This window comes from Cyanobium sp. A1C-AMD, from assembly GCF_024346495.1.
Classification (GTDB): domain Bacteria; phylum Cyanobacteriota; class Cyanobacteriia; order PCC-6307; family Cyanobiaceae; genus Cyanobium_A; species Cyanobium_A usitatum.
This window is the reverse complement of the sequence record NZ_JAGQDB010000004.1, coordinates 1-22,737: the sequence shown is the minus strand read 5'-3', so window position 1 is coordinate 22,737 and position 22,737 is coordinate 1. Positions and strand designations below refer to the sequence as shown.

The window sequence follows — 22,737 nt, the reverse complement described above, 5'->3', positions numbered from 1 at the left end:
GGCCGATGGATCCCAACGCCGCGGCCGATCTAGGCCAAGCTTCCCAGCAGCCGACCTACCAGTGGGATTTCGTCACCCCTGGGCTGCCGGATAGTGCCTTTGAAGACGCTCCGGGCTTCAGCCCCACCCCCATGGAGCTGAGGGTGATGCTGCTGGCCCATCTGCGCCCCCGCGCCGATTCCCTGGTGTGGGATGTGGGCGGCGGCACCGGCGCCCTGGCCCTGGAAATCGCCCGGCTGATGCCCAGGGGTGCGGTGCATACCCTTGAGCGCGACCCCGATGCCATCGAGTTGTTGGAGCAAAACCGACGCCGCTTTGGCATCACCAACCTGCACATTCACGCTGGCGCTGCGCCAGATGATCTGGACCAGCTGCCCGCCCACCCAGATCGGGTGCTGCTGGAGGTGGGACGGCCCTTGGGTGATGTGCTGCTGGCGGTATGGGAAGCGCTGGTGCCCCGCGGGCGCTTGGTGATTAGCACCGCCAGCCTGGAGGGCTTGGTGGATGCCACCGATACCCTGGGCCAGCTGGCGGCCCGCGATGTGCAGGTGGTGCAGGCCACCGTGCATCGCATGCAACGGCGCGGCAGCCAGGCCAAATTGGCTGCGGCCGAACCACTGTTTTTGATTGCTGCCGAGCGCCCAGCTAGCTCTGAGCCCTCCTGATCGCCGCGTGTTGATACCCCCTACCCAGCCAGCTAAACCCCGCACCGCCACCTCCCTGCCCCGGCTGCTGAGCGGCTGGCTGGCTGGGGGCTTTGGCTTCGTGGTGGTGATGCTTGGGGGCTGGTGGTTCACGGTGGCCGTAGGGGTGATCGTGCACTTGGGGCTGCTGGAGTTCTTCCGGATGGCCCAGTTCAAGGGGATCCGGCCCGCCACCAAAACCACCCTGGTGGCGGTGCAGCTGCTGCTGGTCACCACCCAGCTGGCCAGTGGCAGTGGCTTACTGGGTGGCGGTTGGTTTGCCGGCGATGTGGCCGCAGCGGTGCTGCCGGCCTCTGGGGCGGTGATCTGCGGCTGGCTGCTGTTGCAGCCGGTCACCGGCACCATCGCCGACATCGCCGCTTCAATTTTCGGGCTGTTTTACCTGGGTTTTCTGCCCAGCTACTGGATACGTCTGCGCGACCTGGCCGGCGACGTTCTGGCGCCCAACCTGGCCGGCCAGCCCTGGCCCGCCAGCGCCGGGCTCGCCCTCACCCTGCTGGCCTGCTTCCTGATCGTTGCTACCGACATCGGCTCCTACGTGATCGGCCGCCGGCTGGGGCGCCATCCGCTTTCGCCAATCTCCCCTGGCAAAACGGTGGAGGGTGCCCTGGGCGGGGTGGCCTGTGCTGTGGCGGTGGGTGCTTTCGGCGGCACCTTGATCGGCTGGAGCTGGGGCTGGCTGATCGGTGCGGTGCTCGGTGCGGTGGTGGCCCTGTTTGCCCTGGTGGGTGATCTCACCGAATCGATGATGAAGCGCGATGCAGGCCTAAAGGATTCCGGTGATGCCATCCCTGGCCATGGCGGGATCCTGGATCGAATCGACAGCTATCTGTTTGTGCCGGCGGTGGTTTACTCGCTGGTAACCCTGGTGTTGCCGCTTTTGCAGGGCTAGTGCAGGCCTAAGGGCTCACCTGGGCTGTGCCAATCAGCTGCACCATGCCTGCTTCTATGCGGGCATCACTGATGTGGATGCTGGGATCCATCGGCAGCCTGCTGCTGACGTTGCCGACTACGGAGTTGATTTCGATGCTGCCCCTGGCTGCCACAACGGTGGTGGCCAGCTCGACCAGGTCTGGAGTGCCGAGGGCCCGGGCTGCAAACACCAGGTTGTCGCGGCACATGCGCAGTTCCACCAGGGGCACGATGCCAAGCAGGGCTTCGCCTAGGCCATCGCCTAAAGCGCGCCACTGGGGGGCGCTGAGGGAGCGGGTGAGGCCGTCGGCGGTGAGGCTTACCTGGCCCTGGATCTCGAAGGCCCGCTCCAGCTGCAGCGGTTGGCCCTTGAGCAGGTTGCCGCTGTGCACCTGGATGGGGCCGCTGTTTAGCTCCACCAGCTCGAAGTGGAGGTCTTTGTAGATCACCCGGCGGGCCAGCAGTTGCACGCCGGCCAGGCGACCGCGCAGTAGTTGCAGGCCAGTTCCTTGCAGCTGGATATCGAGACTGCCGATGGACTGGCACTGCTGGCGCACCCAGAGCTGCAGGCCGCTGGCCAGCAGCTGCATCACCGGCCCGCCTGGTTTGTCGTCGCTGCTGCTCATTGCTGGGAAGGGGCGTCGAGCCAGGTGGCCGCGACGGTGGAGGTCTGGTCGAGGTGCGGAAGGTGGCCGCAGGCATCCAGCTCACGCACCCGCTCTCCTAACAGGGCCAGGGCCGCCCGCTTCTGGGGTGCCCGCAGGATGCGGTCATTGGCTCCCCACAGCACCGTGATTGGTTGGTTGGGCAGGGGGGCGCCGCCGCCGGCGAAGCCACCGGAGCGGGCAAAGCGCCGCAGGGCATCAGCCCAGCCAGGGCTTTGCAGGTGCAGCGATGCGATCTCCAGTTCGGCAGCTCCCACGGCGGCGTCCGGATCGGCGAAGGCGGTGCGGCAAAGGCCCCGGCGCACCCCTGGCAGGGCCAGAAAGCGCACCCCTAGGCCATCGAGCAGGGGCGGCAGGGGCATGGGACGGCCAGTTAGGCCGGCGGGAGCCAGCAGCAGTAGCCGATTCACCTGCTCGGGCAGGCGTCGGGCCAGCTCCACCGCCACCGAGCCACCCATCGAGGCGCCGATCAGGCCGAGGGGGGCGGGATTGCGGCTGCCAATTTCCCTCGCCAAAACCTCCAGGTGGCGCAGCACGCCACTGGGGCTGTAATCGCCGCCGGTGGGCCTTGGGCAGAAGCCAAAGCCGTAAAGGTCGGGAATGAATAGCTGCACGCCGCTGGCCAGCAGGGGGGCCACACGCCGGAATTCCAGGAAGGAACTATCAAAGCCATGCAGCAGCAACACCGGTGGCCCTTCGCCCAGCACGGCCACAGGCCAGGGCCCCTCCTCGCCGAGTTCAGGCAGGGGCCACCACTGCACCTGCGCTGCCAGGGCCCTGCCCTGGGGATCCAGCAGGCTGCTGGCCGCTGCCGCCACCAGGGCTTGCTGGGCTGTGGGCTCCCTGTTCACGCGGGCTGGCGCTCGCTGCTGCAGGTGCTCACCAGGGCGGCCAGTAGGTCGTTGGGCCCTACGGGAAAGGGCAGGTGGTGCAGATCGGAATCATCGCGGCAGGCAAAGGCGCAGGCCTGCTGCAGCTGGTGCAGGCCTGCCTCAGCCAGACCAAGCTCCTCCAGGCTCACCGGCAGGCCGAGCTTGCGGAACAGGGGCAGCAGCTGGCGCCGGGATTGGCCGGCGAGCTGGTTGCCGCCGAGCACCTCCTCCAGCCGCAGCTGCACCAGGATTCCGAAGCCCACCTTCTCGCCATGTAGGCGGCCATGGCTGGCCTCCAGTTGGGTGAGGCCGTTGTGAACGGCATGGGCAGCCACGGTGCGGCAGCGGGCTCCCCCAATACCGCCGATCAAGCCAGCGCTGAGCCCGCAGGCTTCAGCCACCCGCTCCCAGGCGGCGCCGTGGGGATCCTGGAGGGCAAATTCAGCTTCAAGCATGAGTTGGTCACGCAGCACCCGGGCCATCTGAACCGCTTGCTGCACAAGGCCATCGCCGCTGGCGCCACTACTCACCGACGACTCGTACCACTTGGCCATGGCGTCGGCGATGCCGCTTGCCAAGGTGCGGGCTGGGGCTTGGCGGACCAGGTCGTGGTCAAAGATCAACAGATCTGGGCAGCGGGCCAGGGCCACATCGCCCAGAAAGGCACCTTCAACTGAATAGATGTTTGCCAGGGCAGTCCAGCCCGCGCAGGTGGCCGCACTGGTGGGCACGGTGATGCAGGCCAGACTCAGCCGGTGGGCCAGCAACTTGCCGGCATCGAGCACCTTGCCGCCACCAATGGCAACAACTGCATCGCAGCTTTGCTTTTGACAAATCGCAGAGACCTTTTTCAGGTCTTCTTCGCAGCAGTCGAACTGCAACTCGGCGCAGTGGGGCTGGAGCCCAGCCTTGTGTAGGTCGGCAACTAGTTGCTGCCTCAGCTGGGCTGTTACGGCGCTGCGACCAAGCACCAGTGGGCGCTGGCCCAGGGCTGCAAGCCGCGAGATGCCCTGGAGCCACGCTCCAGGGCCCCGCAACACCTCTGCAGGTGCGATGGCGTGTTGGCTCAGGGAGTTGCTCATCCCGCTGCTGCTTTCATCCCCAAGTGATGGTACGGGCTAGACCCGAATCTCCTCAAACTGCAGCCGCAGCCAATTCCGGCTCGGCCGGCAGGGCTGCCTGCTTGCGGATAAATACCTGCTTGTCCTCATTGACATCCACCAGGGCGGAGTCACCATCGCCAATCCGTCCGGTGAGGAATTCCTCAGCCAGCGAATCTTCAAGCAGCCGCATCACTGCTCGACGTAGGGGACGGGCGCCGTAGGAGGGGTTGTAGCCCTCCTCGACCAGCCGTTCCTTAAAGGCTTCAGTAACGGATAGGGCAATACCCTTCTCCAACATCCGGCCGAACACTTCTTTGAGCATGATCTCGGCAATGTCTTTGACTTCCTCGCGGTTGAGCTGACGGAAGACAATGATTTCGTCAAGGCGGTTGAGGAATTCGGGGCGGAAGTATTGCTTCAGCTCCTCATTGACTAGCGAGCGAATGCGGTTGTAGTTGGTTTCATCCGCGTCACCACCGCCGAACTCAAAGCCAAGGCCACCGCCGCCCTTTTCAATCACCTTCGAACCAATGTTCGAGGTCATGATTATGAGGGTGTTCTTAAAGTCCACCGTGCGGCCCTTGGAATCGGTCAGGCGACCGTCTTCGAGCAACTGCAGCAGCAGGTTGAACACATCGGGGTGAGCTTTTTCGATCTCGTCGAATAGCACCACGGTGTAGGGACGGCGGCGCACAGCCTCGGTGAGCTGGCCACCTTCATTGAAGCCCACATATCCGGGAGGGGAGCCGATCAGCTTGCTGACCGTGTGGCGCTCCATGAATTCCGACATGTCAAGCCGGATCATGGCTTCTTCGCTGCCGAAGAAGTAAGCCGCCAACGACTTGGTGAGCTCGGTTTTGCCAACGCCGGTGGGGCCGGAGAAGATGAAGCTGGCAATCGGGCGGTTGGGATTTTTCAGCCCCACCCGGGCCCGGCGGATGGCACGGGACACGGCCTTAACGGCTTCGTCTTGGCCAATCAAACGCTGGTGGAGGGTCTCCTCCATGTTCAGCAGCTTGGCTGTCTCGCTTTCAGTGAGCTTCTGAACAGGCACACCAGTCCAGGAGGCAACGATGTGGGCGATGTCCTCCTCCGTAACCATGGGCGTGCGATCGCCTTCGGCGGCGCCTTCAAAAACCGCTACGGGTGCACTACTACCGACCTCAGCGGCCATGGCCTCGGATGCGGGCTCTTCATCTTTGCGGGTCTGCAGGATCGAGCGAATCTGCTCGCGCAGCTCTACTTCCTTATCGCGCAACTCACCAGCCTTGGTGAAGTCTTGCTCGCGCACGGCCTGTTCCTTGTCTTTCTGGACAGCGCGCAGCTGCTTGTCGACTTCCTTGGCCGCCGGCGGCAACTTGGAATTCATCAGCCGCACTCGGCTGCCGGCCTCATCAACCAGGTCGATTGCCTTGTCTGGAAGGAAGCGATCAGAGATGTAGCGGTCGCCCAGGGTGGCTGCCGCAATCAGGGCCTCATCGGCGATCTTGAGGCGATGGTGAGCTTCGTAGCGATCCTTGAGACCGCGCAGAATTTCGATCGTGTCGATAACGGAAGGCTCGCCCACCATGACCGGCTGGAAGCGACGCTCCAAGGCCGCGTCGCGCTCGATGTGTTTCCGGTACTCATCAAGGGTGGTGGCACCGATGCACTGAAGTTCGCCCCGGGCTAGGGCAGGCTTGAGGATGTTTGCGGCATCGATTGCACCTTCTGCTGCACCTGCGCCAATCAAGGTATGCACCTCATCGATCACGAGGATCACGTTGCCGGCGCTGCGAATTTCCTCCATGATTTTTTTGAGGCGCTCCTCAAATTCACCCCGATATTTGGTGCCTGCCACCAGCAGGCCGATGTCCAGGGTGAGGACTCGCTTGTCTTCGAGGATGTCTGGAATATCACCAGAATTGATCCGCTGAGCCAAGCCCTCGGCGATGGCTGTTTTGCCAACGCCAGGCTCGCCAATTAGGACCGGATTATTCTTAGTGCGACGACCCAATATTTGTATTACCCGCTCGATTTCGTTCTGACGACCCACCACCGGATCGAGCTTGCCATCAGCGGCCTGCTGGGTGAGGTTGCTGCCGAACTCATCGAGAGTTGGTGTTTTTGTGGAGCCCTTGCCGCTGCCGCCACCGGCGGCGACTTCGGCTGTTTCTCCCAGCATGCGGATCACCTGGGTGCGCACCTTGGCTAGGTCAACGCCAAGGTTTTCCAGGACCCGAGCAGCTACACCCTCACCCTCACGGATCAAGCCAAGCAGTAGGTGCTCCGTGCCGATGTAGTTGTGACCAAGCTGGCGAGCTTCTTCTAGGGAGAGTTCCAGCACTCGCTTGGCGCGAGGAGTGAAAGGGATCTCCACGGCGACGAAGCCGGAGCCTCTGCCGATGATTTTTTCAACCTCAACGCGGGCATCCTTGAGGTTCACCCCCATCGACTTCAGCACCTTGGCGGCAACGCCAGTGCCTTCACCGATCAGGCCAAGCAAAATCTGTTCGGTGCCCACAAAGTTGTGGCCAAGGCGGCGGGCCTCCTCTTGGGCCAGCATGATCACCTTGATGGCTTTCTCGGTAAACCGCTCGAACATGGGCCTAGGCCTGGTGCAAGTGCTTCCAAGCTACCAGGGTTAACAGGTGAGGTGTGGTTTACGCCGCATCAAAGGCAGATCCCCTGCGGTGGCTGGCTCTAAGGCGTTCGAAGGCAACAATGCAAATTGCTGAATTGCCGGTCATTAGCAATAAGAAAAGCCGGTTATCCACACCATGGCTACGCATCATTCATGTCAGATAACCGCAGCCATTGGATCAGGGCGTCTTCGCCATTGCGGTAGTAACCGCGACGCACTCCTGCATCACGGAAGCCCAGTCGTCGGTATAGGGCTACTGCCGCAGTGTTTGCCGGGCTTACTTCCAGGGTGGCGTGCAGGGCTCCCTGCTGCCCGGCCTCCAGCAGCAGGGCCTTCAGCACCTGCTGGCCTAAGCCCCGGCGCCGCTGCTCGGGATCCACCGCCACCACGGTGATGTGCAGTTCATCAACCACCAGCCAACCGCTAGCCAAGGCCAGTAGCTGCTGCCCTTGCCAAAGACCCACCCCGGGGCGTCGCTGCTCCGCCAGCTCGCTCTGCCACTGGGCGCGGTTCCACAGGCCGCCGAGGCTGGCTTGGTCGAGGATTAAGCAGGCCTCCAGGTGCTCAGGACACAGGGCTGTCAGGTGCAGCGCCGCCAAGTAGTTCCTTACATTCATGCTCACTTGACCCGCGCGGCCACAGTCATGCTGACCTCCCCTGAGCCCGTTGCGCTGCTGAATCCCTTTGAACGCGATAGGGATCCCCATAGTCCTAATCGCAATCTCACCCCCCTCACCACTGCCCTCGACAGTGAGGGGCGCCTAGTGGTGGGTGGCTGCCTGCTGAGCGACCTGGCCCGCGATTACGGCACTCCTTTATATGTGCTCGATGAAGCCACCCTGCGGGGCACCTGCCGGGCCTACCGGGAAGCCCTCGCGGAGCACTACCCAGGGCATGCCCTAGCTATCTACGCCTCCAAAGCTAATAGCTCCTTGGCCATAACTGCCCTAGTGGCATCCGAAGGCCTGGGGCTTGATGCGGTTTCTGCTGGCGAGTTGCTCACCGCCCTGCAGGGGGGCATGCCGGCGGAGCGCATCGTGCTGCACGGCAACAACAAGAGCCGCGAAGAGCTGGCCCTCGCCGCTGAGCAGGGCGTCACGGTTGTGGCTGACAACTGGCGCGATCTTGAGCTGCTGGCTGCCCTGGCCCCTGACTTGCAGCGAACCGTGCAGCTGATGCTGCGTTTTACGCCGGGTATTGAGTGCCACACCCATGAGTACATCCGCACCGGCCACCTCGATAGCAAGTTTGGTTTCGATCCCGACCAGCTCGAAGCGGTGCTGCAGCACCTGGCGACCTGTTCCTGGGCCCAGCTCACCGGGCTGCACGCCCATATTGGCTCCCAGATTTTCGAGCTCCAGCCCCATCGCGACCTAGCTGGCGTGATGGCCGATGCCCTGGCCTTGGCCCGCTCCCTGGGTCACCCGGTGGTTGATCTCAACGTGGGCGGTGGCCTGGGTATTCGCTACACCACCAGCGACGATCCGCCGAGCATCACTGAGTGGGTGCGCACCGTGGCCGAGGCGGTGGCGGCGGCCTGTCAGGAGCGGGGGCTGGAGTTGCCCCGCCTGCTCTGTGAACCGGGGCGTTCCCTGGTGGCCAGCGGTGGGGTCACCCTCTACGAGGTGGGCAGCCGCAAGGACATCCCTGGCATCCGCACCTACCTCTCGGTGGACGGCGGCATGAGCGACAACCCTCGGCCGATCACCTACCAGTCTCAATACACGGCGTTGTTGGCCGATCGCCCCACGGCCGAGGCCACCGAAACCGTCACCGTTGCTGGTAAGCACTGCGAATCCGGCGACGTGCTGCTCAAGGATCTGGCCCTGCCGCCAGCTGGCAGTGGCGATGTGTTGGCTGTGTTTGCCACCGGCGCATACAACGCCTCGATGAGCTCCAACTACAACCGCATCCCTCGGCCAGCGGCGGTGCTGGTCCACGACGGGGTCGCTGATTTGGTGCAGCGCCGCGAGCAGCCGGAAGACCTACTGCGCTACGACGTTTTGCCAACTCGGTTGCGATCGGTAAGGTGAATTAATCGACTGGAGTGCGCGTGATCGGGCCGCAACTGGGTGAGTTGCTAAGGCTGATTGATTTGCGCTTGCTCCTTGATCTGCTATTTGCCTTCGGCCTGGGCGTGCTTGTGCTCGGCCGGGTCACCGAAGCCCGCACCCTCTGGCTGCTACGGGGTTATTTGTTGCTGGTGGCCCTGGCCTGGGTGGTTCAGCGCTACGCCAACCTGCCGCTCACCAGCAAGCTTGTTGATGCCCTGGTGCTGGCCTGCAGCCTCGCCCTGGCGATTCTCTGGCAGGGGGAGCTGCGCAGGCTGATGGAGCTGCTTGGCACCGGCCGCATCGGAGTTTTGTTTGGCAGCCGCAGCCAAGATCAACTGGGGTCGGGATCGGTGGCGGTTCTGAGTGAGGCTGCCGGCCGTCTTTCCCAGGCCCGCCGGGGCGGCTTGATCGTTGTGGATCTGGGCAGCGACCTGCGCCCCGAAGACTTCTTGAATCCAGGCATTGGCCTCGACGCCAAGCTGTCGGTGGATTTGCTGCTCAACCTGTTCGCCGCTGACACGCCACTACACGACGGTGCCGTGCTGGTGAAGGCCAACCGCATCGTCGCTGCAGGTGTGATCCTGCCCCTATCCCGTCAGGGCATCAACCGCTATGGCACCCGCCATCTGGCGGCTCTAGGGCTGACCGAGCGCTTCGATCAGTGCCTCGCGATCGTTGTGTCGGAGGAAACCGGCACCCTGTCGCTGGCGAGTCAGGGCCGCCTGGAGCGGCCAATTACCAGTAGCCGTCTGCACGACCTGCTCAGCCAGGCCCTGGCCTTGCCTGTTGGGCGTAGCGTGGCGAAGGACACGCCGGAATCACGCGGATGAGTCGCGCCCTGGCGACCACCACTGCGAAAGCCTCCCAGCCCGTTCCGGTTGGCCTCGATCCCGCGCGCCTGCCGGTCCATGTGGCCGTGATCATGGACGGCAATGGCCGCTGGGCAAAGCAGCGCAACCTGCCCCGGGTGATGGGCCACCGGGAGGGGGTTGAGGCCCTTAAGCGCACCTTGCGGCTCTGCAGCGACTGGGGCATCGGCGCCCTCACCGCCTACGCCTTTTCCACCGAAAACTGGAGCCGCCCTGGCGAGGAGGTGAGCTTTCTGATGGCCCTGTTTGAGCGGGTGCTGGCCCGCGAGCTTCAGTCCCTGGAGCAGGAGCAGGTGCGGATTCGCTTTCTTGGCGATCTTGAGCCACTGCCAGAGGGTCTGCGGCGCCTGATTGCCGATGCCACCGAGCGCACGGCAGCTAATACGGGAATTCACTTCAACGTTTGCACCAACTACGGCGGCCGAGCCGAGCTGGTGCGGGCTGCCCAGCGACTGGCCCAGCGCTGCGTGGCTGGGGAACTAGATCCTGCCGCAATCGATGAGCAGCAGCTTGCCGCCGAGCTGCACACCGCTGGTGAGTGCGATCCGGATCTGTTGATCCGCACCAGTGGCGAGAGGCGCATCAGCAATTTCCTGCTTTGGCAGCTCGCCTACGCCGAAATCCACATCACCGATGTGCTCTGGCCCGATTTCAATCAGGCGGCCCTGCTGGATGCCCTGCTCGACTACCAGGGCCGCCAGCGCCGCTTTGGTGGTGTCGAACCCTGCTGAACTCGCCTTGATCACGCGTCACGACTGGTCCCGTTCTGAAATCCAGGCGCTGTTGGAGCAGCCGCTGATGGAGTTGCTTTGGCAGGCCCAGCAGGTGCACCGCGCCGCCAACCCCGGCTACCACGTGCAGCTGGCCTCCCTACTCAGCGTCAAGACCGGCGGCTGCGAAGAGGACTGCGCCTACTGCCCCCAGTCGCTGCACAACAGCAGCGATGTGGCGGGCCGGCCGGAGCTGGAGGTGGAGCCGGTGCTGGAGCGGGCCCGGGCCGCCAAGCAAGCCGGGGCCCATCGCTTCTGCATGGGCTGGGCCTGGCGTGAAATCCGCGACGGCGCTCCCTTTGAGGCAATGCTGCAGATGGTGCGCGGCGTGCGCGAGCTGGGCCTGGAGGCCTGTGTGACCGCCGGCATGCTGAGCGATTCCCAGGCCGAGCGCCTAGCTGAGGCCGGTCTCACCGCCTACAACCACAACCTCGACACCAGCCCCGAGCACTACGACCGGATCATCACCACCCGCACTTACCAGGAGCGGCTGGAGACCCTGGCCCGGGTGCGGCGCTCCGGCATCACCCTCTGTTGTGGCGGCATCATCGGCATGGGCGAAACCGACGCCGACCGGGCCGGGCTGCTGCAGGTGCTTGCCAACCTGGATCCCCACCCGGAGAGTGTGCCGATCAATGCCCTGGTGGCGGTGGAGGGCACACCCTTAGAAGATCTGCCGCCGGTCGACCCCCTAGAGCTGGTGCGGATGGTGGCCACGGCCAGGATCTTGATGCCCCAGGCGCGGGTGCGGCTCAGTGCAGGCCGCGAGCAGCTGGGTCGGGAAGCCCAGATTCTTTGCCTGCTCGCTGGGGCCGATTCAATTTTTTATGGCGACACCCTGCTCACCACCTCCAATCCAGCCGTCGATGCCGATCGGGAGCTCCTGGCCGCCGCCGGCGTGCAGGTGGGCGGATGAGTGTGCTGGTGGCGGCGTTTTATCGCTTCGCCGCCCTTGAGGGCCTGCCAGACCTGCAGCGTGAGCTGGGCGACCTGGCAGCAGCCGAGGGGGTGAGCGGCACGATCCTGCTGGCGGCTGAGGGGGTAAACGGCACGATTGCCGGAGCAGATGCTGGCGTGCAGGCGCTGCTGGCTCGGCTGCGGCAGGTGGCAGGCCTGGAGCGGTTGGAAGCCAAGTTCAGCCGCTCGGAAATTCAGGCTTTCCACCGGCTCAAAGTGCGGCTCAAGCGCGAGATCGTGACCATGGGTGAGCCCCAGGTGAGTCCCTATCTGGCCTCGGAGGTGGGCACCCACGTGCCCCCTGGGCAGTGGGATGCCTTGATCGCCGACCCCGACACCCTGGTGATTGACACCCGCAACGCCTACGAGGTGGCGATCGGCAGCTTTGAGGGTGCGATTGATCCGGGCACCGCAACTTTTCGCGAGTTTCCCCAGTGGGTGGAGCGGGAGCTCAGGCCGCTGGTTGAGCAGCGCCAGCCCCGGGCGATTGCGATGTTCTGCACCGGTGGCATCCGCTGTGAGAAGGCCACGGCCTACCTGCAGCAGCAGGGTTTTGCCGGGGTGCACCACCTTGAGGGGGGCATCCTGCGCTACCTCGAGGAGATCCCCGAGCCGCTAAGTAGCTGGCGCGGCGAGTGCTTTGTGTTTGATAAGCGAGTAGCCGTCAACCACCAGCTCGAGCCCGGTGAGCACAGCGTTTGCCATGCCTGCGGCCTGCCGCTTTCACCTGCCGATCGTGCGCTGGCCAGCTACGTGGCCGGGGTGAGCTGTCGCCACTGCCTCGAGCGCTTCAGCGACGCTGATCGGCAGCGCTTCGCCGAGCGTCAGCGCCAGATGGAGCGAGCCCGCCAGCGGGGTGAGTACCACCTTGGTGGGCGCCCCGTTGGCTGATCACCAGCCAATTTTGTTTGGCTTCCGCCGCTGTCCCTACGCGATCCGGGCGCGGCTGGCTTTAGCTGCAGCGGGCCTGCAGCCTGGCCAGGACTTGGAGTTGCGCGAGGTGAGCCTCAAGGCCAAGCCCCCCGAGCTGCTGGAGGCCTCCGCCAAGGGCACGGTGCCAGTGCTGGTGTTGGGGGCTCAGGTGCTGGATGAAAGCCTGGCAATCATGCGCTGGGCCCTGGAGCGCCGCGACCCCCTCGGCTGGTTGGAGGGCTGGAGCCCTGCCCAGCTGGCCGATATGGATTCACTGATCGCCGCCAACGACGGCCCCTTCAAGCAGTATCTCGATCGCTTCAAATACCCAGATCGCTATCCAGGGGAGCCAGCCAGCACCAACCGGCTTGCTGGCCTCACGATCCTGCGCCGCTGGAACGAGCAACTGGGGGCAGGAGGCTGGTTGCTCGGCGATCGCCCTTCCCTTGCCGACTGGGCCATGCTGCCCTTCGTGCGCCAGTTCCGCCTGGTGGATCCGGCGGGTTTTGATGCCGAGCCGCAGTTGGCGGCGCTCCAGGCCTGGCTGGGTCGGTTTTTGGCTTCTCCGGAGCTGGCGGCCGTGCAGGAGTTTCCCTGGGCGGCGCGGACCCCTTGGCGCTCACCTGGCTTGCTTTATCACCTGGCGCTTCGGCAGGAGTGGCAGGCGGCCCGGGCCGATGGCGTGTATCGCCGCTCTACTCGTGGCTTGGCTTTGGAATCGGTGGGCTTCATCCACCTCAGCTCAGCGCACCAGGTGCCGGCCACCGCTAGCCGCTTCTACGCCGATCTGCCCGCCGCTGAGGTGTTGTTGCTCACGATTGATCCCCAGCGCCTTGCCGCTGCCGGTTTGGAGGTGCGCTTTGAGCCGGCTGCCCCGAACGCCGGCAGTACGGGCGGGGAGCTGTTCCCCCATCTCTACGGCGCCCTGCCCCCAGAGGCGGTGCGGCTGGCTGAGCCGTGGCGGCCATGATCAGCCCTCTGCCAGCACCGAGTCTGGTCGAGCTGGAGGCCGAGGCCAGTCGGCGCGGTCTGTTGCTGCGCCTGCAGGTGGGCCGGCCAGCTGGGGTGGCCTGGAGCCTGCGGCTGGGGGTGGCGCGCAGGGATGGGGAGAGGTTGGTGCTGCTGGGTGAGATGAAGGGCTGGGCCCTGCCTGCGGCCGCTGGCCTGCGGCTCGACACGATGCGGGTGCAGGGGGAGGACACGGCCGCCGTAGGACCCTTGATCTGGGCGGCCACCTTTGCCTGGGCCCTGGAGGCAACCCCCTGCCGCCAGGCCACGATCCTGGCCATCCGCGACAGCGAGGCCCAGCACCGCCGCCTGGTGCGCTACTTCCGCCAGCTGGGCTTCAGCCCCCTGCGCGAGCTCGGTGCCGGCGTTGCCGATTTGGCCCCCCGGCTGATCTGGGGAGGCGCTGGCCTGTTGATGCGGGCCGATTGCACAGAGGTGTTGCGCCGCAGTGGACGGCGGCTGGGGCTGGGTTGATCAACTTAGAAGCCGGCATCGGCTTGCAGCTGCTTCAAAACTGCAGCTGCAAGCCGATGCCGGCCGCCAGGATCGGTTCGACGTTGCTGCCATCGGGGTTGAGGATCAGCTGCAGCACCGGCTGAAGGCTGAGGTTGGCGTTCACCAGCCAGCTGTAGTTGAGCTCGAGCACGGTTTCACTGCTTTGGCCAGGCGAGAGGCTGGGGCTGAAGCGGCTGCCGCCGATCCCTAGGGCCAGCACGTCGAGGGGGCGGCCTGGCACTAGCCCCTGACTGAGCCAGCCCCCACCGATAAACAGGGGTATGGGGTTGGTGTCCCACTCAAAGCCGGCGTTTACGCCCAGCCAGAAGCGGTTGTCGAGCCCCAGCGGTAGCGGCGCCGCCATGGTGAGGGTGGCCATGGCGGCGCCATCCAGGTTGCCTGTGCTGCGGTTGTCCACGTAGCCGCTGGCGATCTGTAGCAGGGGTGGTGGCAGCTGGCGAGTGATTTGCTGGTCGCCGGCGCGGATTGGCTTTTGCATCGCCGCCGCTCCTGGTAAACGCTCATAACGCCATTGCACTATCTGCAGGTGGCCGTTTAGGCGCTGCTGGTCGGGGTTGACGCCGAATAGGGAAGCCAGGCTGTATTCGGGATCCAGCAGAAAGGCGCCGTAGTGCCATTCGCCCCAGCGGCCGGCGGGCTCCGGTCGCCAACTCAGCTGCAGGCCAGGGGCGGTGTAGGGGTTGATTGGCAGCCCGTCAACACTGAGGTTGAGGGTGTCGTTGAGGGCTGAGTGCACGTAGGCATCAAGCACCGGTGCACTGACGAACCCCGGATTGAGCGAGAACACCCCGGCCTTGATTCCGATACCGCCCTGGCCTGGCTGACGCTCCACGCTGGCTTCGGTGAGCCAGAGGCCGGTGGGGTGGGCCGTGCTCTGCAGTGGGAAGGCGGCGCCGAGGCTCTCTGCGTAGTTGGCATCACCGCTGAACAGCATCAGCTGCAGGTTGGTGCGCCAGTGGTCGGCTTCTTGCCACTCGTGAGGCTCCTTGGCCAGCCCGCTGCTGAGTGTTGCCCCCAAGGTGAGTTGCTGCATCCAGCTGGCGCCTTGACGCTCGCCACCGCTGGGGTTGGCCAGGGGCTGGGCCTGCAGATTGAGGTCGATGTCGAGCCAGCTGGCTGTTGGCGCTGGCTCGGCCAAAACTGAATACGGCAGCAGCCCATGGCTTGCCAGCAGCAGTAGGGGTGCCAGCAGGCGTTTGGGGGATCTTGCCACTGGCTTGGAGCGGCGCTGGAGCAAGTATGCCGCTGCTGGCATCTCCGTGCTCCGCAACAATGGCTCCCTGGGTTGAGGTAGGGGGTTGGATGGGTTTTGATCCCCGCCACTGGCGCCCCTCTGCCACCTCCCCTCCGGTTACGGCCAATCTGGAGGAGCTGCTGGCCGAAAACGAGAGCCTGCGCCGGGAGGTGCGGGCTCTGAGGCAGCAGTTGGACCAGCACGCTTGGTCGCAGCAGCACGATTGGTCGCCCCAGCAAGCCTGGTCACCCAATCGGGCCCGCAGCCGCGTCACCTCCGCCGCTTCCCACGGGATTACCGCGGCCCGGCTGGAGCGCTGGGGAGCCGCCATGGCATCCCATCCCCGCTGGCAGGAGCTGCGCCTGGGGCCGCCCGCTGGCTTGCGGGGTTTGGTGGAGGAGTTGCGCAGCCAGTGGTGGGATCCGCGACTCGAGCTGGAACAGGAGCTAAACCGCCGCTGCCCCGGCCTGGGCTCTGAGCTGGTTGAGGCCTTGCGGGGACCCCATTGCCGCTGGCGTTGGGCTGTGCGGGCGGCCTTTGCGCTCTATGGACCGCGCGCTCCGGAGTGGCTGGAGGAGGCCCCAATGCGGGTCGTGGAGGAGTTGCTGCGGCGCAGCCCAGGCAGCTCTGGCACAACCTCCAGCGCAGCTGATCCTCGCCAGCAAGCCCTAGCACTACTGGGCTTGGCGCCCGGTGCCAGCCCTGCCGAGATCCGGCGGGCTTACCGGCGACTGGCTAAAAATCACCACCCCGATCTAGGTGGAGAGGTGACGGCCTTCCATCGCCTTGATGCGGCCTATCGATTGCTGGTCGGTTGAGGGGCAGCGTGATAGCTGCTACGCACCAGCGGCCCGCTGCGCACCTGCTCAAACCCCAGCTCTCGGGCGATGGCTCCCAGCCGTTCGAATTCAGCCGGAGTCCAATAGCGAGCCACCGGAATGTGGGCAAGGGATGGGCGCAGGTATTGGCCCAGGGTTAGGCGCTGGCAATCGACTGATCGCAGGTCGCCCATCGTCTGCAGCACCTCGGCTTCGGTTTCGCCCAGCCCCAGCATCAGCCCACTCTTGGTGGGGATGGCGGGCGCCAGTTCGCGGGCAGCGTCCAGCAGCCCCAGGGAGCGGCGGTAGGTGGCGCCCCGGCGCACCTCCCCCTGAAGGCGCTCCACGGTTTCGAGGTTGTGGTTGAAGCAGGCGGGCTGCGCCGCCAGCACTGCGGCCAGCCGTTGCCGTTGGGCCGCCAACCCCTCCTGTTCGTCGCGATGGCCGCCCCAGAAGTCGGGGGTGAGCACTTCAATGCCCACTCCGGGTGTTCGCTGGCGGATCGCAGCCATGGCGGTGGTGAATAGGTGGGCGCCGTGGTCGGCCATGTCGTCGCGGGCCACGGCCGTGAGCACCACATAGGAGAGCCGGAGCGCGGCAACTGCCTCGGCCACCCGCACCGCCTCGGCCGCATCGAGCGGGGCAGGGGCCTGGCCCTTCTCCACCTGGCAGAAGGCGCAGCTGCGGGTGCAGATCGGGCCTCCCAGCAAAAAGGTGGCGGTGCCAGCGGCGTAGCACTCTGCTCGGTTGGGGCAGCGGCCCTCCTCGCAGATGGTGTGCAGCCGTTGCTGCTTCACCAATCCCTGCACGTTTTCCAGGGCTGAGGCATTGCCCACCGGACGCCGCAGCCACTCGGGCAGCCGTTCGGCCGGGGTGATGCTGCTGTAGCGGGTCGTGCTGGTCATGACAGGGCCACCTTTGCGCTTACTCCACCTGGCGCCGGCCTTCAAATGCCCGGGCCAGGGTTACCTCGTCGGCGTATTCCAGCTCGCTGCCGACGGGCAAGCCGTAGGCGATGCGGCTCACGGTGGTGAAGGGCTTGAGTAGCCGGGCTAAATAGAGGCTAGTGGTATCCCCTTCGACGCTTGGTGTCAGGGCCAGGATTACCTCAGTGATGGACTCCTTGTCGACCCGGTTCACCAGGGGCTGGATCTGCAGCAGCTCTGGGCCGATGCCATCCATTGGTGAGATCAAGCCGCAGAGGACGTGGTAGTGCCCCTTGAACTCCCGGGTGCGCTCCATCGCCAGCAGGTCGCGGGAATCGGCCACAACACAAAGCTGGCCGTTGCCGCGCTCCTCGTTGCGGCAGATCTCACAGATCGGCTCGGCCGAGAGGTGGAAGCAGCACTTGCACTGGCCCACCTGGCTGCGGGCCGCCAGCAGGGCGTCGGCGAAGTTGCGGACCTGCTCCTCCGGCTGGCGTAAGAGGTGCAGGGCAAGCCGCTGGGCCGTGCGCGGGCCAATGCCAGGTAAGCGCTCGAACTGGTCGATCAGCCTGGCCAGGGGGCGGGTAAAGCCGCTCAGCAGTCCGCCGCAATTGCTCAGAACTTAGGCAGCCAGCTCGATCAGCTGGGATTGGGGGCACCGCTATCGAGGCTGGCCCTATCAAGTTGTGCTCCATCCAGTTCTGCTCCATCAAGTTGAGCCCCTTCCAGCAGGGCACCCTCAAGATCCGCCCCAACTAAAATGGCTCTGCGCAGGTCGGCATCGCGCAGATCAGCGCCGCGCAGGTTGGATCCGCTCAGATCGGTGCCGGCCAGGTTGGCTCGGCGCAGCACGCTCCCTTCCAGGTTGACGTTGTGCCAGTGGCCGTTGGCAGCCTGCAGATTGCGTAGGTCAAAGCCCGCTAGCTGCTGGCCGTCGATTGGGAGCCCGGCGCTGTTAAGGATTTCCAGAGCAGAAATACGCCCCACCAGCCATTTGACGCCGGAGGCATTGCAGTTCATCAGCAGCTCGTAGGCCTCGATGTTGTCGCGCTGGCGCCGTTTTTGAGCCTCCAGCACGTAGAGGAAGGCGGCCGTCACGATGCTCAGCGATTCCACATTGCCGACGCTGATCAGGGCCTCCGCATCCCGCCAAAGGCACCCCGGGGCCCAGCGGTTGTTGCGGCAGGTGGCGTAGCTGTTCACCACCAGCAGCAGCGCCATGGCCGCCGCACCCGATAGGGCCAGGCGGAAAAGAAAGGAGCCGTCCAGCAGGCGGAAGAAGCGGGAGTCGTGACGACGCTGCTGCCGGTCCACCCAGGTGGATTGGCGTGGCATGGGGAGACTGGAGATCAGGAACCCATGCTGACCCCTGGGGGCTCGGCTGCCCAGCAGAATGGCGCCACGCAACGCGCCTTGAGCCATGGCTGTTTTTTGCAATCAGGCTGGTTTTTGCAATCGGGCTGGCCTACGCGCCTTTATGCCGCGTTTGGTTGCCTTGGTGCTGGCGGGGCTGCTGGTTGCTTGCAGTGCTGCGGCAGCCGGGCTCAATGGTTTCCAGAGCCCCGATGGGCGCTATGCGTTCCTCTATCCCACCGGTTGGACGCGGGTGCAGGTGAGTGGCGGCCCCCAGGTGGTGTTCCACGACCTGATCAACAGCGATGAAACCCTCAGCCTGGTGATCTCGGAGGTGAATCCCACCAATGACTTGGAAAAGCTGGGCAGCGCCGTGGCGGTCGGCGAGCAGCTGCGCCGCACGGTGATTGCCCCTGAGGGCAGTGGCCGCCAGGCTGAGCTGGTGGAGGCGTCGGAGCGGCAGGAAGGTCCCCGCACCTTCTACGACCTTGAATATGCCGTGCACCTTGAAGATCGCGACCGCCACGAGTTGGCCACCGTGGTGCTCGATCGCGGCCGGCTATACACGTTTGCGGCCAGCACCAACGAGATTCGTTGGGCCAAGGTCAAGGACATGTTCCATCAGGTCGTCACCTCCTTCACCCTGCTGGTGTGACGGTTTCGGCCCCCGCCGATGTGGTGATCGTTGGCGCTGGGGTGGCTGGTGGTCTGTTGGCCTTGGCGTTGCGGGAGCTGGGGGCGTCGGTGACGGTCGTCGATGCCCCCGCCATTAATGGGCTTTGCTCCGCTTCAGAGCTCAGTTATGGCGCTCTGCCGGGATGGCCCCTGGCTCCAACCCCCTTAGCTCGTTTGGCGGCAGGAGCCTCGAAGCGCTGGCGGCTCCTGCAAGAACGCCATGGTGACCTGGGCTGGCGGCCCTGCCGCTTGCGTTTGCACCGGGCTGCCGTCGGATGGCGGCCCCTTAGTGCCTGGTGGCCGCTGCCCTTCGCCCAGGTGGATTCCGCCGTGCTGACGGCGCGCTTGCCGCTGGCGCTGGCGGCGGCCGGAGTGAGGTGCAAAACGGGCCGGGTGGAGCGCTTGGAGCCGCAGGCTGGGGCAGGTTGGGAATTGACCCTCAGTGATGGCTCCAGCCTGCCGGCTGTCCAGCTGGTGCTGGCGGCAGGCGCTCATTGCCGCCAGCTCTGGCCGGCCCTGCCCCAGCGCTTGCGCAGCAGCTGGGCGGCGGCGCTGCAGCTGGCCTCCTTCCCGGCGCCGCTGGGCCGAGCGGCTGCCTGGCTGCCGGTCAGCTTTGGTCGGGTCGCTCTGGAGCGGCGCGCCGCTGGCCTGAGCCAGCCGGAGTGGCTGGTGGATGGCGGTTTGGTGCCCCGGGCAGAAGGGGCCTTGCTGGGCCAGCACACCCTGGTGCTACCAGGCCTGGAGCTGGGCCCCGCGCCGCCGCCTTTGGAGGTGGAACAGCAACTGCGCCAAGAGCTAGCGGCGCAAGCCTGGGGGGCGCCGCTAGCGGCGTTGCCTGGTTACTTGCGCCAAGCGGCCGTGGCCTTTTGCAGTGAGGGCTTGCCCCTGGTGGGGCCGCTGGCAGGCGCGCCTGGGTTGTGGATGTTTACGGGCTTTAGTGCGGGCTTTAGCCAGGTGCCGGTGTTGGCGCCTCTGCTGGCCCAGGCCCTCGCCTTGGAGGGCGCGCCGGCAGCTGCGGCAACGCGGCGCCTGCAGCAGCTGGGACTGACAAGTGCCATTTAATCCTGCAAACTGGGTTCCATGACTCAGGCCAGCCCCACCGCAGCAGCGCCCACGCCCCGCGGCCCCCTGCAGCGGCTTCAGGCGAGCTGGAACGGATTCAGCGACCACAACCAGGTGGGCGTGAGCCTGGCGGGGGTGGGCGGTGTGCTGGTGCTCTGGGCCCTGTTCTGGCCAGTGCCCACCGAGGTGGAAGGCATGGGCGTGTTGATCTATCCCGACAACGCCGGCATCCTCAACGCCCGTGCCGGCGGCCAGGTGCGGGAGGTGTTCGTCAAGGAGGGACAGCCGGTGGCGCGCGGCCAGGTGTTGATGCAGCTGTATCTGCCGGTGCTGGAGCGCCAGCTCGACCAGCAGCGCGGCAACCTGCGTCAGTTGGAGCGGCATAACGCCCAGCTCGACGAGCGCGATGCCCTGCGCCTCCTCACCGAGAAGCGGGCCCTGGATACGTCTCTGGCCAAGTTTTCCGACGATCGCCGTCGCTACGGGGAATTGCAGTCGACGTACGCCAGCAAACTGCGCAATCTCGACTTCCTGGCCCAGCGCGAGGTGGTGGCCCCGCTCTCGACCGAGGTGGTGTCGGCGGAGCAGGGGCTCACCAGCACCAGCGTGAATCTCGACGACGTGAAAATCAACGAGAAGAACGTGGTGACCAACTACCAGCAGGTGAAGCTCAATATTGAGACCCAGGCCCTGCAGCGCCGCTATCAGATCGACGATCTCAAGCGTCAGATCCAGGTGACCGATGCCAAGATCGCCTACGACGGCAAGGTGCATGCCGACCGGGACGGCACGGTGTTGGATCTGCAGGTGATCTCTGGCCAGACCGTGGGCACCGGCCAGCGGCTGGGCACGATTGGCCGGCCTGAGCAACCCAGCGCCAAAGACCGCCCGCTGCGGGTGGTGGCTTACTTCGCGCCCGCCGATGCCCGCCGCTTGCCCCTGGGGCTGCCAGTGGAGGTGGTCCCGCAGTGGAACCAGCGCGGCCGCTTCGGCGGCATCGTGGGCAAGGTGACGCAGGTGCTCACCCTGCCCGCCACCGAAGACGACATTTCCACCACCACCGGGAACGCGCAGCTGGCCCAGGCGCTGACGAAGAACGGTCCGGTGATGCGCAGTGAAATCGAGCTGGAGCGGGATCCCTCCAGCGTGGACGGCTACCGCTGGACCCTCTCGGGCGGGAGTGGCGTGTTCCCGATCCGCGACGGACTCACCGTGTCGACCCATGCCTACGTGGAGTGGCGCTCGCCGATCAGCTACGTAATTCCGGGCCTGCGCTCCCTCACCGGCGGCTTCCGCACCCCTTGGATCGATCTGCGCTGGAACCAGCCCTCCCTGCGCCAGCCCAACACCGTTCCATGAGTTCCCCTGTGAAGTCGCCGTCCCTTCCCCTGATCCGCAATCCCCTGCTGCGCCAGGAGTTTCCCTGGCTGGTCAGCGAGGTGGTGCTGCTGCTGATCCTGTTCAACGCCAACCCGCCGGAGCTGTGGTTCTGGCTGGTGGTGCTGCTGGTGGTGCTGCTCTATCGCGTCGAGCGCTGGTGGTCGTCGCGGCCAAACGCCTGAGTGCTCAGCTCACAAGCTCTCGCCATTGGCGTTCGGTGCTCTCCATGGTGTGATCCATGCGGTTGAGCACCATCAACTGAGCGGCCACCCGTTGCAGTTGCTCTGGACTTAGCTGCCTGTAGGCAGACTTGGATTCGGGCGACTGCAGGGCCTCCAAGGACAACGTCGAACGCGGTTGGCTCGGCGGTGGCTGTAGTTGGGTTGAATCGCTCAGTTGCTGTCGCCAGCTCAGCAAACGCTCGACCACACCCTGCACAAAAGCCAGGCCTGCGTCGTAGTCGACCCGTAGGCCCCAGCCCTGCCAGTCGGCATTCGGTAGGCGCCGCAGCTCGTCAAGATCCAGGATCAGGGCCTCGCTGGCCTGGTCCAGCAGTGCCCACATCCGTGCCACAGGATGCTCGCTCGCCAGTGTTCCCAGTTCCAGCAGGGCGCCCTGGCGTTGGTCGCGCAGGCCCTGCAGGCTGGTGCGCAGGCTACGGATCTGCTGCCCTAGCTGGCGGCGCCGTTGCGCCTGGGATTGGATCGCTTCCGGCGGGTGCTGCACCACCTGCAGCAGGGTGTGTCCCAGATCCACCAGCAGCTGCAGCAGCCCCTCGCGCTGCTGGATCCGGGCTCTAGACGGCCAGAAAAGGCGCAGGCTGAGCAGGGCCATCAGGATGCCGAACGCTGTCCATAACAGGCGCAGCGGGATCCAGCTGTCGAGCTGCTGGTCGTGCGTCAGCCAGCCCATCACCACCACAAAGCAGCAGACCCCGTAGCCCACGGTGAGCCGCAACGAGCCGGCGATCAGCCGGGCCAGCAGCAAGGCCAGCGGCAGCGCCACCACCAGCGGCAGATGCCCCCAGGCCCGGTAGCCGAAGAACACCACTATGGCGCCAATGGCGGTGCCAACCAATCGCTGACGGCCGAGCTCGAGGGTGTTGCCGTAGTTGCCTACGGTGACGCTCAGCACCGCTAGGGAGGCGTAGAGCGCAAAGGGCACTCCGGTGAGATTGGCGAAGCCGTTCACCACCGTCACAGTGGCAGCGAGGCGCAGGGTGTCCCTCAGGGCTGGGCTGGTCATCCCTGCGAGGCCGAGAGCTGGGCCAGGCCCGCGCTGAGCAGTGCCCGGCTGTGGAGCAGCTGTTTCAACACTTGGCACT

24 protein-coding genes are annotated in these 22,737 nt (G+C 65.4%); 14 read left to right on the top strand and 10 right to left on the bottom strand.

Annotated features, from left to right (window positions below; all coding sequences use genetic code 11):
- The first annotated feature begins 5 nt into the window (after positions 1 to 5).
- Positions 6 to 665: a precorrin-6Y C5,15-methyltransferase subunit CbiT gene (gene cbiT / locus KBY74_RS01545; RefSeq protein ID WP_254941191.1), complete on the top strand. Its 660-nt coding sequence runs from the start codon at positions 6 to 8 to the stop codon at positions 663 to 665.
- Positions 666 to 675: 10 nt separating this feature from the next.
- Positions 676 to 1,596 (top strand): phosphatidate cytidylyltransferase, encoded by a 921-nt coding sequence (locus KBY74_RS01540; RefSeq protein ID WP_261360206.1) that lies wholly within the window; start codon positions 676 to 678, stop codon positions 1,594 to 1,596.
- A 7-nt stretch (positions 1,597 to 1,603) separates the two neighbouring features.
- Here KBY74_RS01540 and KBY74_RS01535 read toward each other — a convergent pair whose 3' ends face one another.
- The 5 genes from KBY74_RS01535 to rimI all read right to left on the bottom strand — a co-directional run bounded on the left by KBY74_RS01535 (position 1,604) and on the right by rimI (position 7,496).
- Positions 1,604 to 2,242 (bottom strand): DUF2993 domain-containing protein, encoded by a 639-nt coding sequence (locus KBY74_RS01535; protein ID WP_254941189.1) that lies wholly within the window; start codon positions 2,240 to 2,242, stop codon positions 1,604 to 1,606.
- The gene (locus KBY74_RS01530; RefSeq protein ID WP_254941188.1) at positions 2,239 to 3,132 is read right to left on the bottom strand and encodes an alpha/beta fold hydrolase; all 894 of its coding nucleotides are present in this window, start codon (positions 3,130 to 3,132) and stop codon (positions 2,239 to 2,241) included. Before KBY74_RS01530 ends, KBY74_RS01535 begins: the two co-directional genes overlap by 4 nt.
- On the bottom strand, positions 3,129 to 4,235 hold the full coding sequence (locus tag KBY74_RS01525; protein WP_254941187.1) for an iron-containing alcohol dehydrogenase family protein: 1,107 nt from the start codon (positions 4,233 to 4,235) through the stop codon (positions 3,129 to 3,131). The genes KBY74_RS01530 and KBY74_RS01525 overlap by 4 nt, the downstream gene beginning before the upstream one ends.
- A gap of 52 nt (positions 4,236 to 4,287) precedes the next feature.
- On the bottom strand, positions 4,288 to 6,840 hold the full coding sequence (locus tag KBY74_RS01520; protein WP_254941186.1) for an ATP-dependent Clp protease ATP-binding subunit: 2,553 nt from the start codon (positions 6,838 to 6,840) through the stop codon (positions 4,288 to 4,290).
- A gap of 179 nt (positions 6,841 to 7,019) precedes the next feature.
- A complete protein-coding gene (gene rimI, locus KBY74_RS01515; protein WP_254941185.1) occupies positions 7,020 to 7,496 on the bottom strand; it encodes a ribosomal protein S18-alanine N-acetyltransferase in 477 nt (158 codons plus the stop codon).
- 27 nt (positions 7,497 to 7,523) lie between these two features.
- Here rimI and lysA point away from each other — a divergent pair, with 27 nt between their 5' ends.
- The 7 genes from lysA to KBY74_RS01480 all read left to right on the top strand — a co-directional run bounded on the left by lysA (position 7,524) and on the right by KBY74_RS01480 (position 13,923).
- Positions 7,524 to 8,912: a diaminopimelate decarboxylase gene (gene lysA, locus KBY74_RS01510; RefSeq protein ID WP_254941184.1), complete on the top strand. Its 1,389-nt coding sequence runs from the start codon at positions 7,524 to 7,526 to the stop codon at positions 8,910 to 8,912.
- Positions 8,913 to 8,932: 20 nt separating this feature from the next.
- Positions 8,933 to 9,763 carry a diadenylate cyclase CdaA gene (gene cdaA / locus KBY74_RS01505; protein WP_106632743.1) on the top strand — a complete coding sequence of 277 codons (831 nt, stop codon included), beginning with the start codon at positions 8,933 to 8,935 and terminating at the stop codon, positions 9,761 to 9,763.
- The gene (locus KBY74_RS01500; RefSeq protein WP_254941183.1) at positions 9,760 to 10,533 is read left to right on the top strand and encodes an isoprenyl transferase; all 774 of its coding nucleotides are present in this window, start codon (positions 9,760 to 9,762) and stop codon (positions 10,531 to 10,533) included. Before cdaA ends, KBY74_RS01500 begins: the two co-directional genes overlap by 4 nt.
- A gap of 67 nt (positions 10,534 to 10,600) precedes the next feature.
- Positions 10,601 to 11,488, top strand: coding sequence for a biotin synthase BioB (gene bioB / locus KBY74_RS01495; RefSeq protein ID WP_396112063.1), 888 nt, complete (start codon positions 10,601 to 10,603; stop codon positions 11,486 to 11,488).
- Positions 11,485 to 12,420 (top strand): rhodanese-related sulfurtransferase, encoded by a 936-nt coding sequence (locus tag KBY74_RS01490; protein ID WP_254941181.1) that lies wholly within the window; start codon positions 11,485 to 11,487, stop codon positions 12,418 to 12,420. Before bioB ends, KBY74_RS01490 begins: the two co-directional genes overlap by 4 nt.
- Positions 12,386 to 13,411, top strand: coding sequence for a DUF952 domain-containing protein (locus KBY74_RS01485; RefSeq protein ID WP_254941180.1), 1,026 nt, complete (start codon positions 12,386 to 12,388; stop codon positions 13,409 to 13,411). The genes KBY74_RS01490 and KBY74_RS01485 overlap by 35 nt, the downstream gene beginning before the upstream one ends.
- Positions 13,408 to 13,923 carry a hypothetical protein gene (locus tag KBY74_RS01480; RefSeq protein ID WP_254941179.1) on the top strand — a complete coding sequence of 172 codons (516 nt, stop codon included), beginning with the start codon at positions 13,408 to 13,410 and terminating at the stop codon, positions 13,921 to 13,923. Before KBY74_RS01485 ends, KBY74_RS01480 begins: the two co-directional genes overlap by 4 nt.
- A 34-nt stretch (positions 13,924 to 13,957) precedes the next feature.
- On the opposite strand, the gene KBY74_RS01475 is transcribed toward KBY74_RS01480, so the two are convergent.
- Positions 13,958 to 15,178: a carbohydrate porin gene (locus tag KBY74_RS01475; protein ID WP_254941178.1), complete on the bottom strand. Its 1,221-nt coding sequence runs from the start codon at positions 15,176 to 15,178 to the stop codon at positions 13,958 to 13,960.
- 59 nt (positions 15,179 to 15,237) lie between these two features.
- Between KBY74_RS01475 and KBY74_RS01470 the strand changes: the two genes are divergently transcribed.
- Positions 15,238 to 16,017, top strand: coding sequence for a J domain-containing protein (locus tag KBY74_RS01470; RefSeq protein WP_254941177.1), 780 nt, complete (start codon positions 15,238 to 15,240; stop codon positions 16,015 to 16,017).
- On the opposite strand, the gene lipA is transcribed toward KBY74_RS01470, so the two are convergent.
- From lipA to KBY74_RS01455, 3 genes are all read right to left on the bottom strand, one after another.
- Positions 15,996 to 16,922, bottom strand: coding sequence for a lipoyl synthase (lipA, locus tag KBY74_RS01465; RefSeq protein WP_254941176.1), 927 nt, complete (start codon positions 16,920 to 16,922; stop codon positions 15,996 to 15,998). The two genes, KBY74_RS01470 and lipA, sit on opposite strands and share 22 nt — an antisense overlap.
- 19 nt (positions 16,923 to 16,941) lie before the next feature.
- Positions 16,942 to 17,520 carry a recombination mediator RecR gene (gene recR / locus KBY74_RS01460; protein WP_106632752.1) on the bottom strand — a complete coding sequence of 193 codons (579 nt, stop codon included), beginning with the start codon at positions 17,518 to 17,520 and terminating at the stop codon, positions 16,942 to 16,944.
- Positions 17,521 to 17,582: 62 nt separating this feature from the next.
- Positions 17,583 to 18,278: a pentapeptide repeat-containing protein gene (locus tag KBY74_RS01455; protein ID WP_254941175.1), complete on the bottom strand. Its 696-nt coding sequence runs from the start codon at positions 18,276 to 18,278 to the stop codon at positions 17,583 to 17,585.
- 142 nt (positions 18,279 to 18,420) lie between these two features.
- Here KBY74_RS01455 and psbP point away from each other — a divergent pair, with 142 nt between their 5' ends.
- Genes psbP through KBY74_RS01435 form a run of 4 tightly spaced genes read left to right on the top strand, consistent with a single transcriptional unit; the run spans position 18,421 to position 21,595 of the window.
- A complete protein-coding gene (gene psbP, locus KBY74_RS01450; RefSeq protein ID WP_254941218.1) occupies positions 18,421 to 18,951 on the top strand; it encodes a photosystem II reaction center PsbP in 531 nt (176 codons plus the stop codon).
- Positions 18,948 to 20,033 carry an FAD-dependent oxidoreductase gene (locus KBY74_RS01445; RefSeq protein WP_254941174.1) on the top strand — a complete coding sequence of 362 codons (1,086 nt, stop codon included), beginning with the start codon at positions 18,948 to 18,950 and terminating at the stop codon, positions 20,031 to 20,033. Before psbP ends, KBY74_RS01445 begins: the two co-directional genes overlap by 4 nt.
- 18 nt (positions 20,034 to 20,051) lie before the next feature.
- The gene (locus KBY74_RS01440; protein WP_254941173.1) at positions 20,052 to 21,392 is read left to right on the top strand and encodes an NHLP bacteriocin system secretion protein; all 1,341 of its coding nucleotides are present in this window, start codon (positions 20,052 to 20,054) and stop codon (positions 21,390 to 21,392) included.
- A complete protein-coding gene (locus KBY74_RS01435; RefSeq protein ID WP_254941172.1) occupies positions 21,389 to 21,595 on the top strand; it encodes a hypothetical protein in 207 nt (68 codons plus the stop codon). The genes KBY74_RS01440 and KBY74_RS01435 overlap by 4 nt, the downstream gene beginning before the upstream one ends.
- A 4-nt stretch (positions 21,596 to 21,599) precedes the next feature.
- Here the strand turns inward: KBY74_RS01435 and KBY74_RS01430 are convergent, their stop codons facing one another.
- Positions 21,600 to 22,658 (bottom strand): FUSC family protein, encoded by a 1,059-nt coding sequence (locus KBY74_RS01430; protein ID WP_254941171.1) that lies wholly within the window; start codon positions 22,656 to 22,658, stop codon positions 21,600 to 21,602.
- Between the last annotated feature and the right edge of the window lie 79 nt (positions 22,659 to 22,737).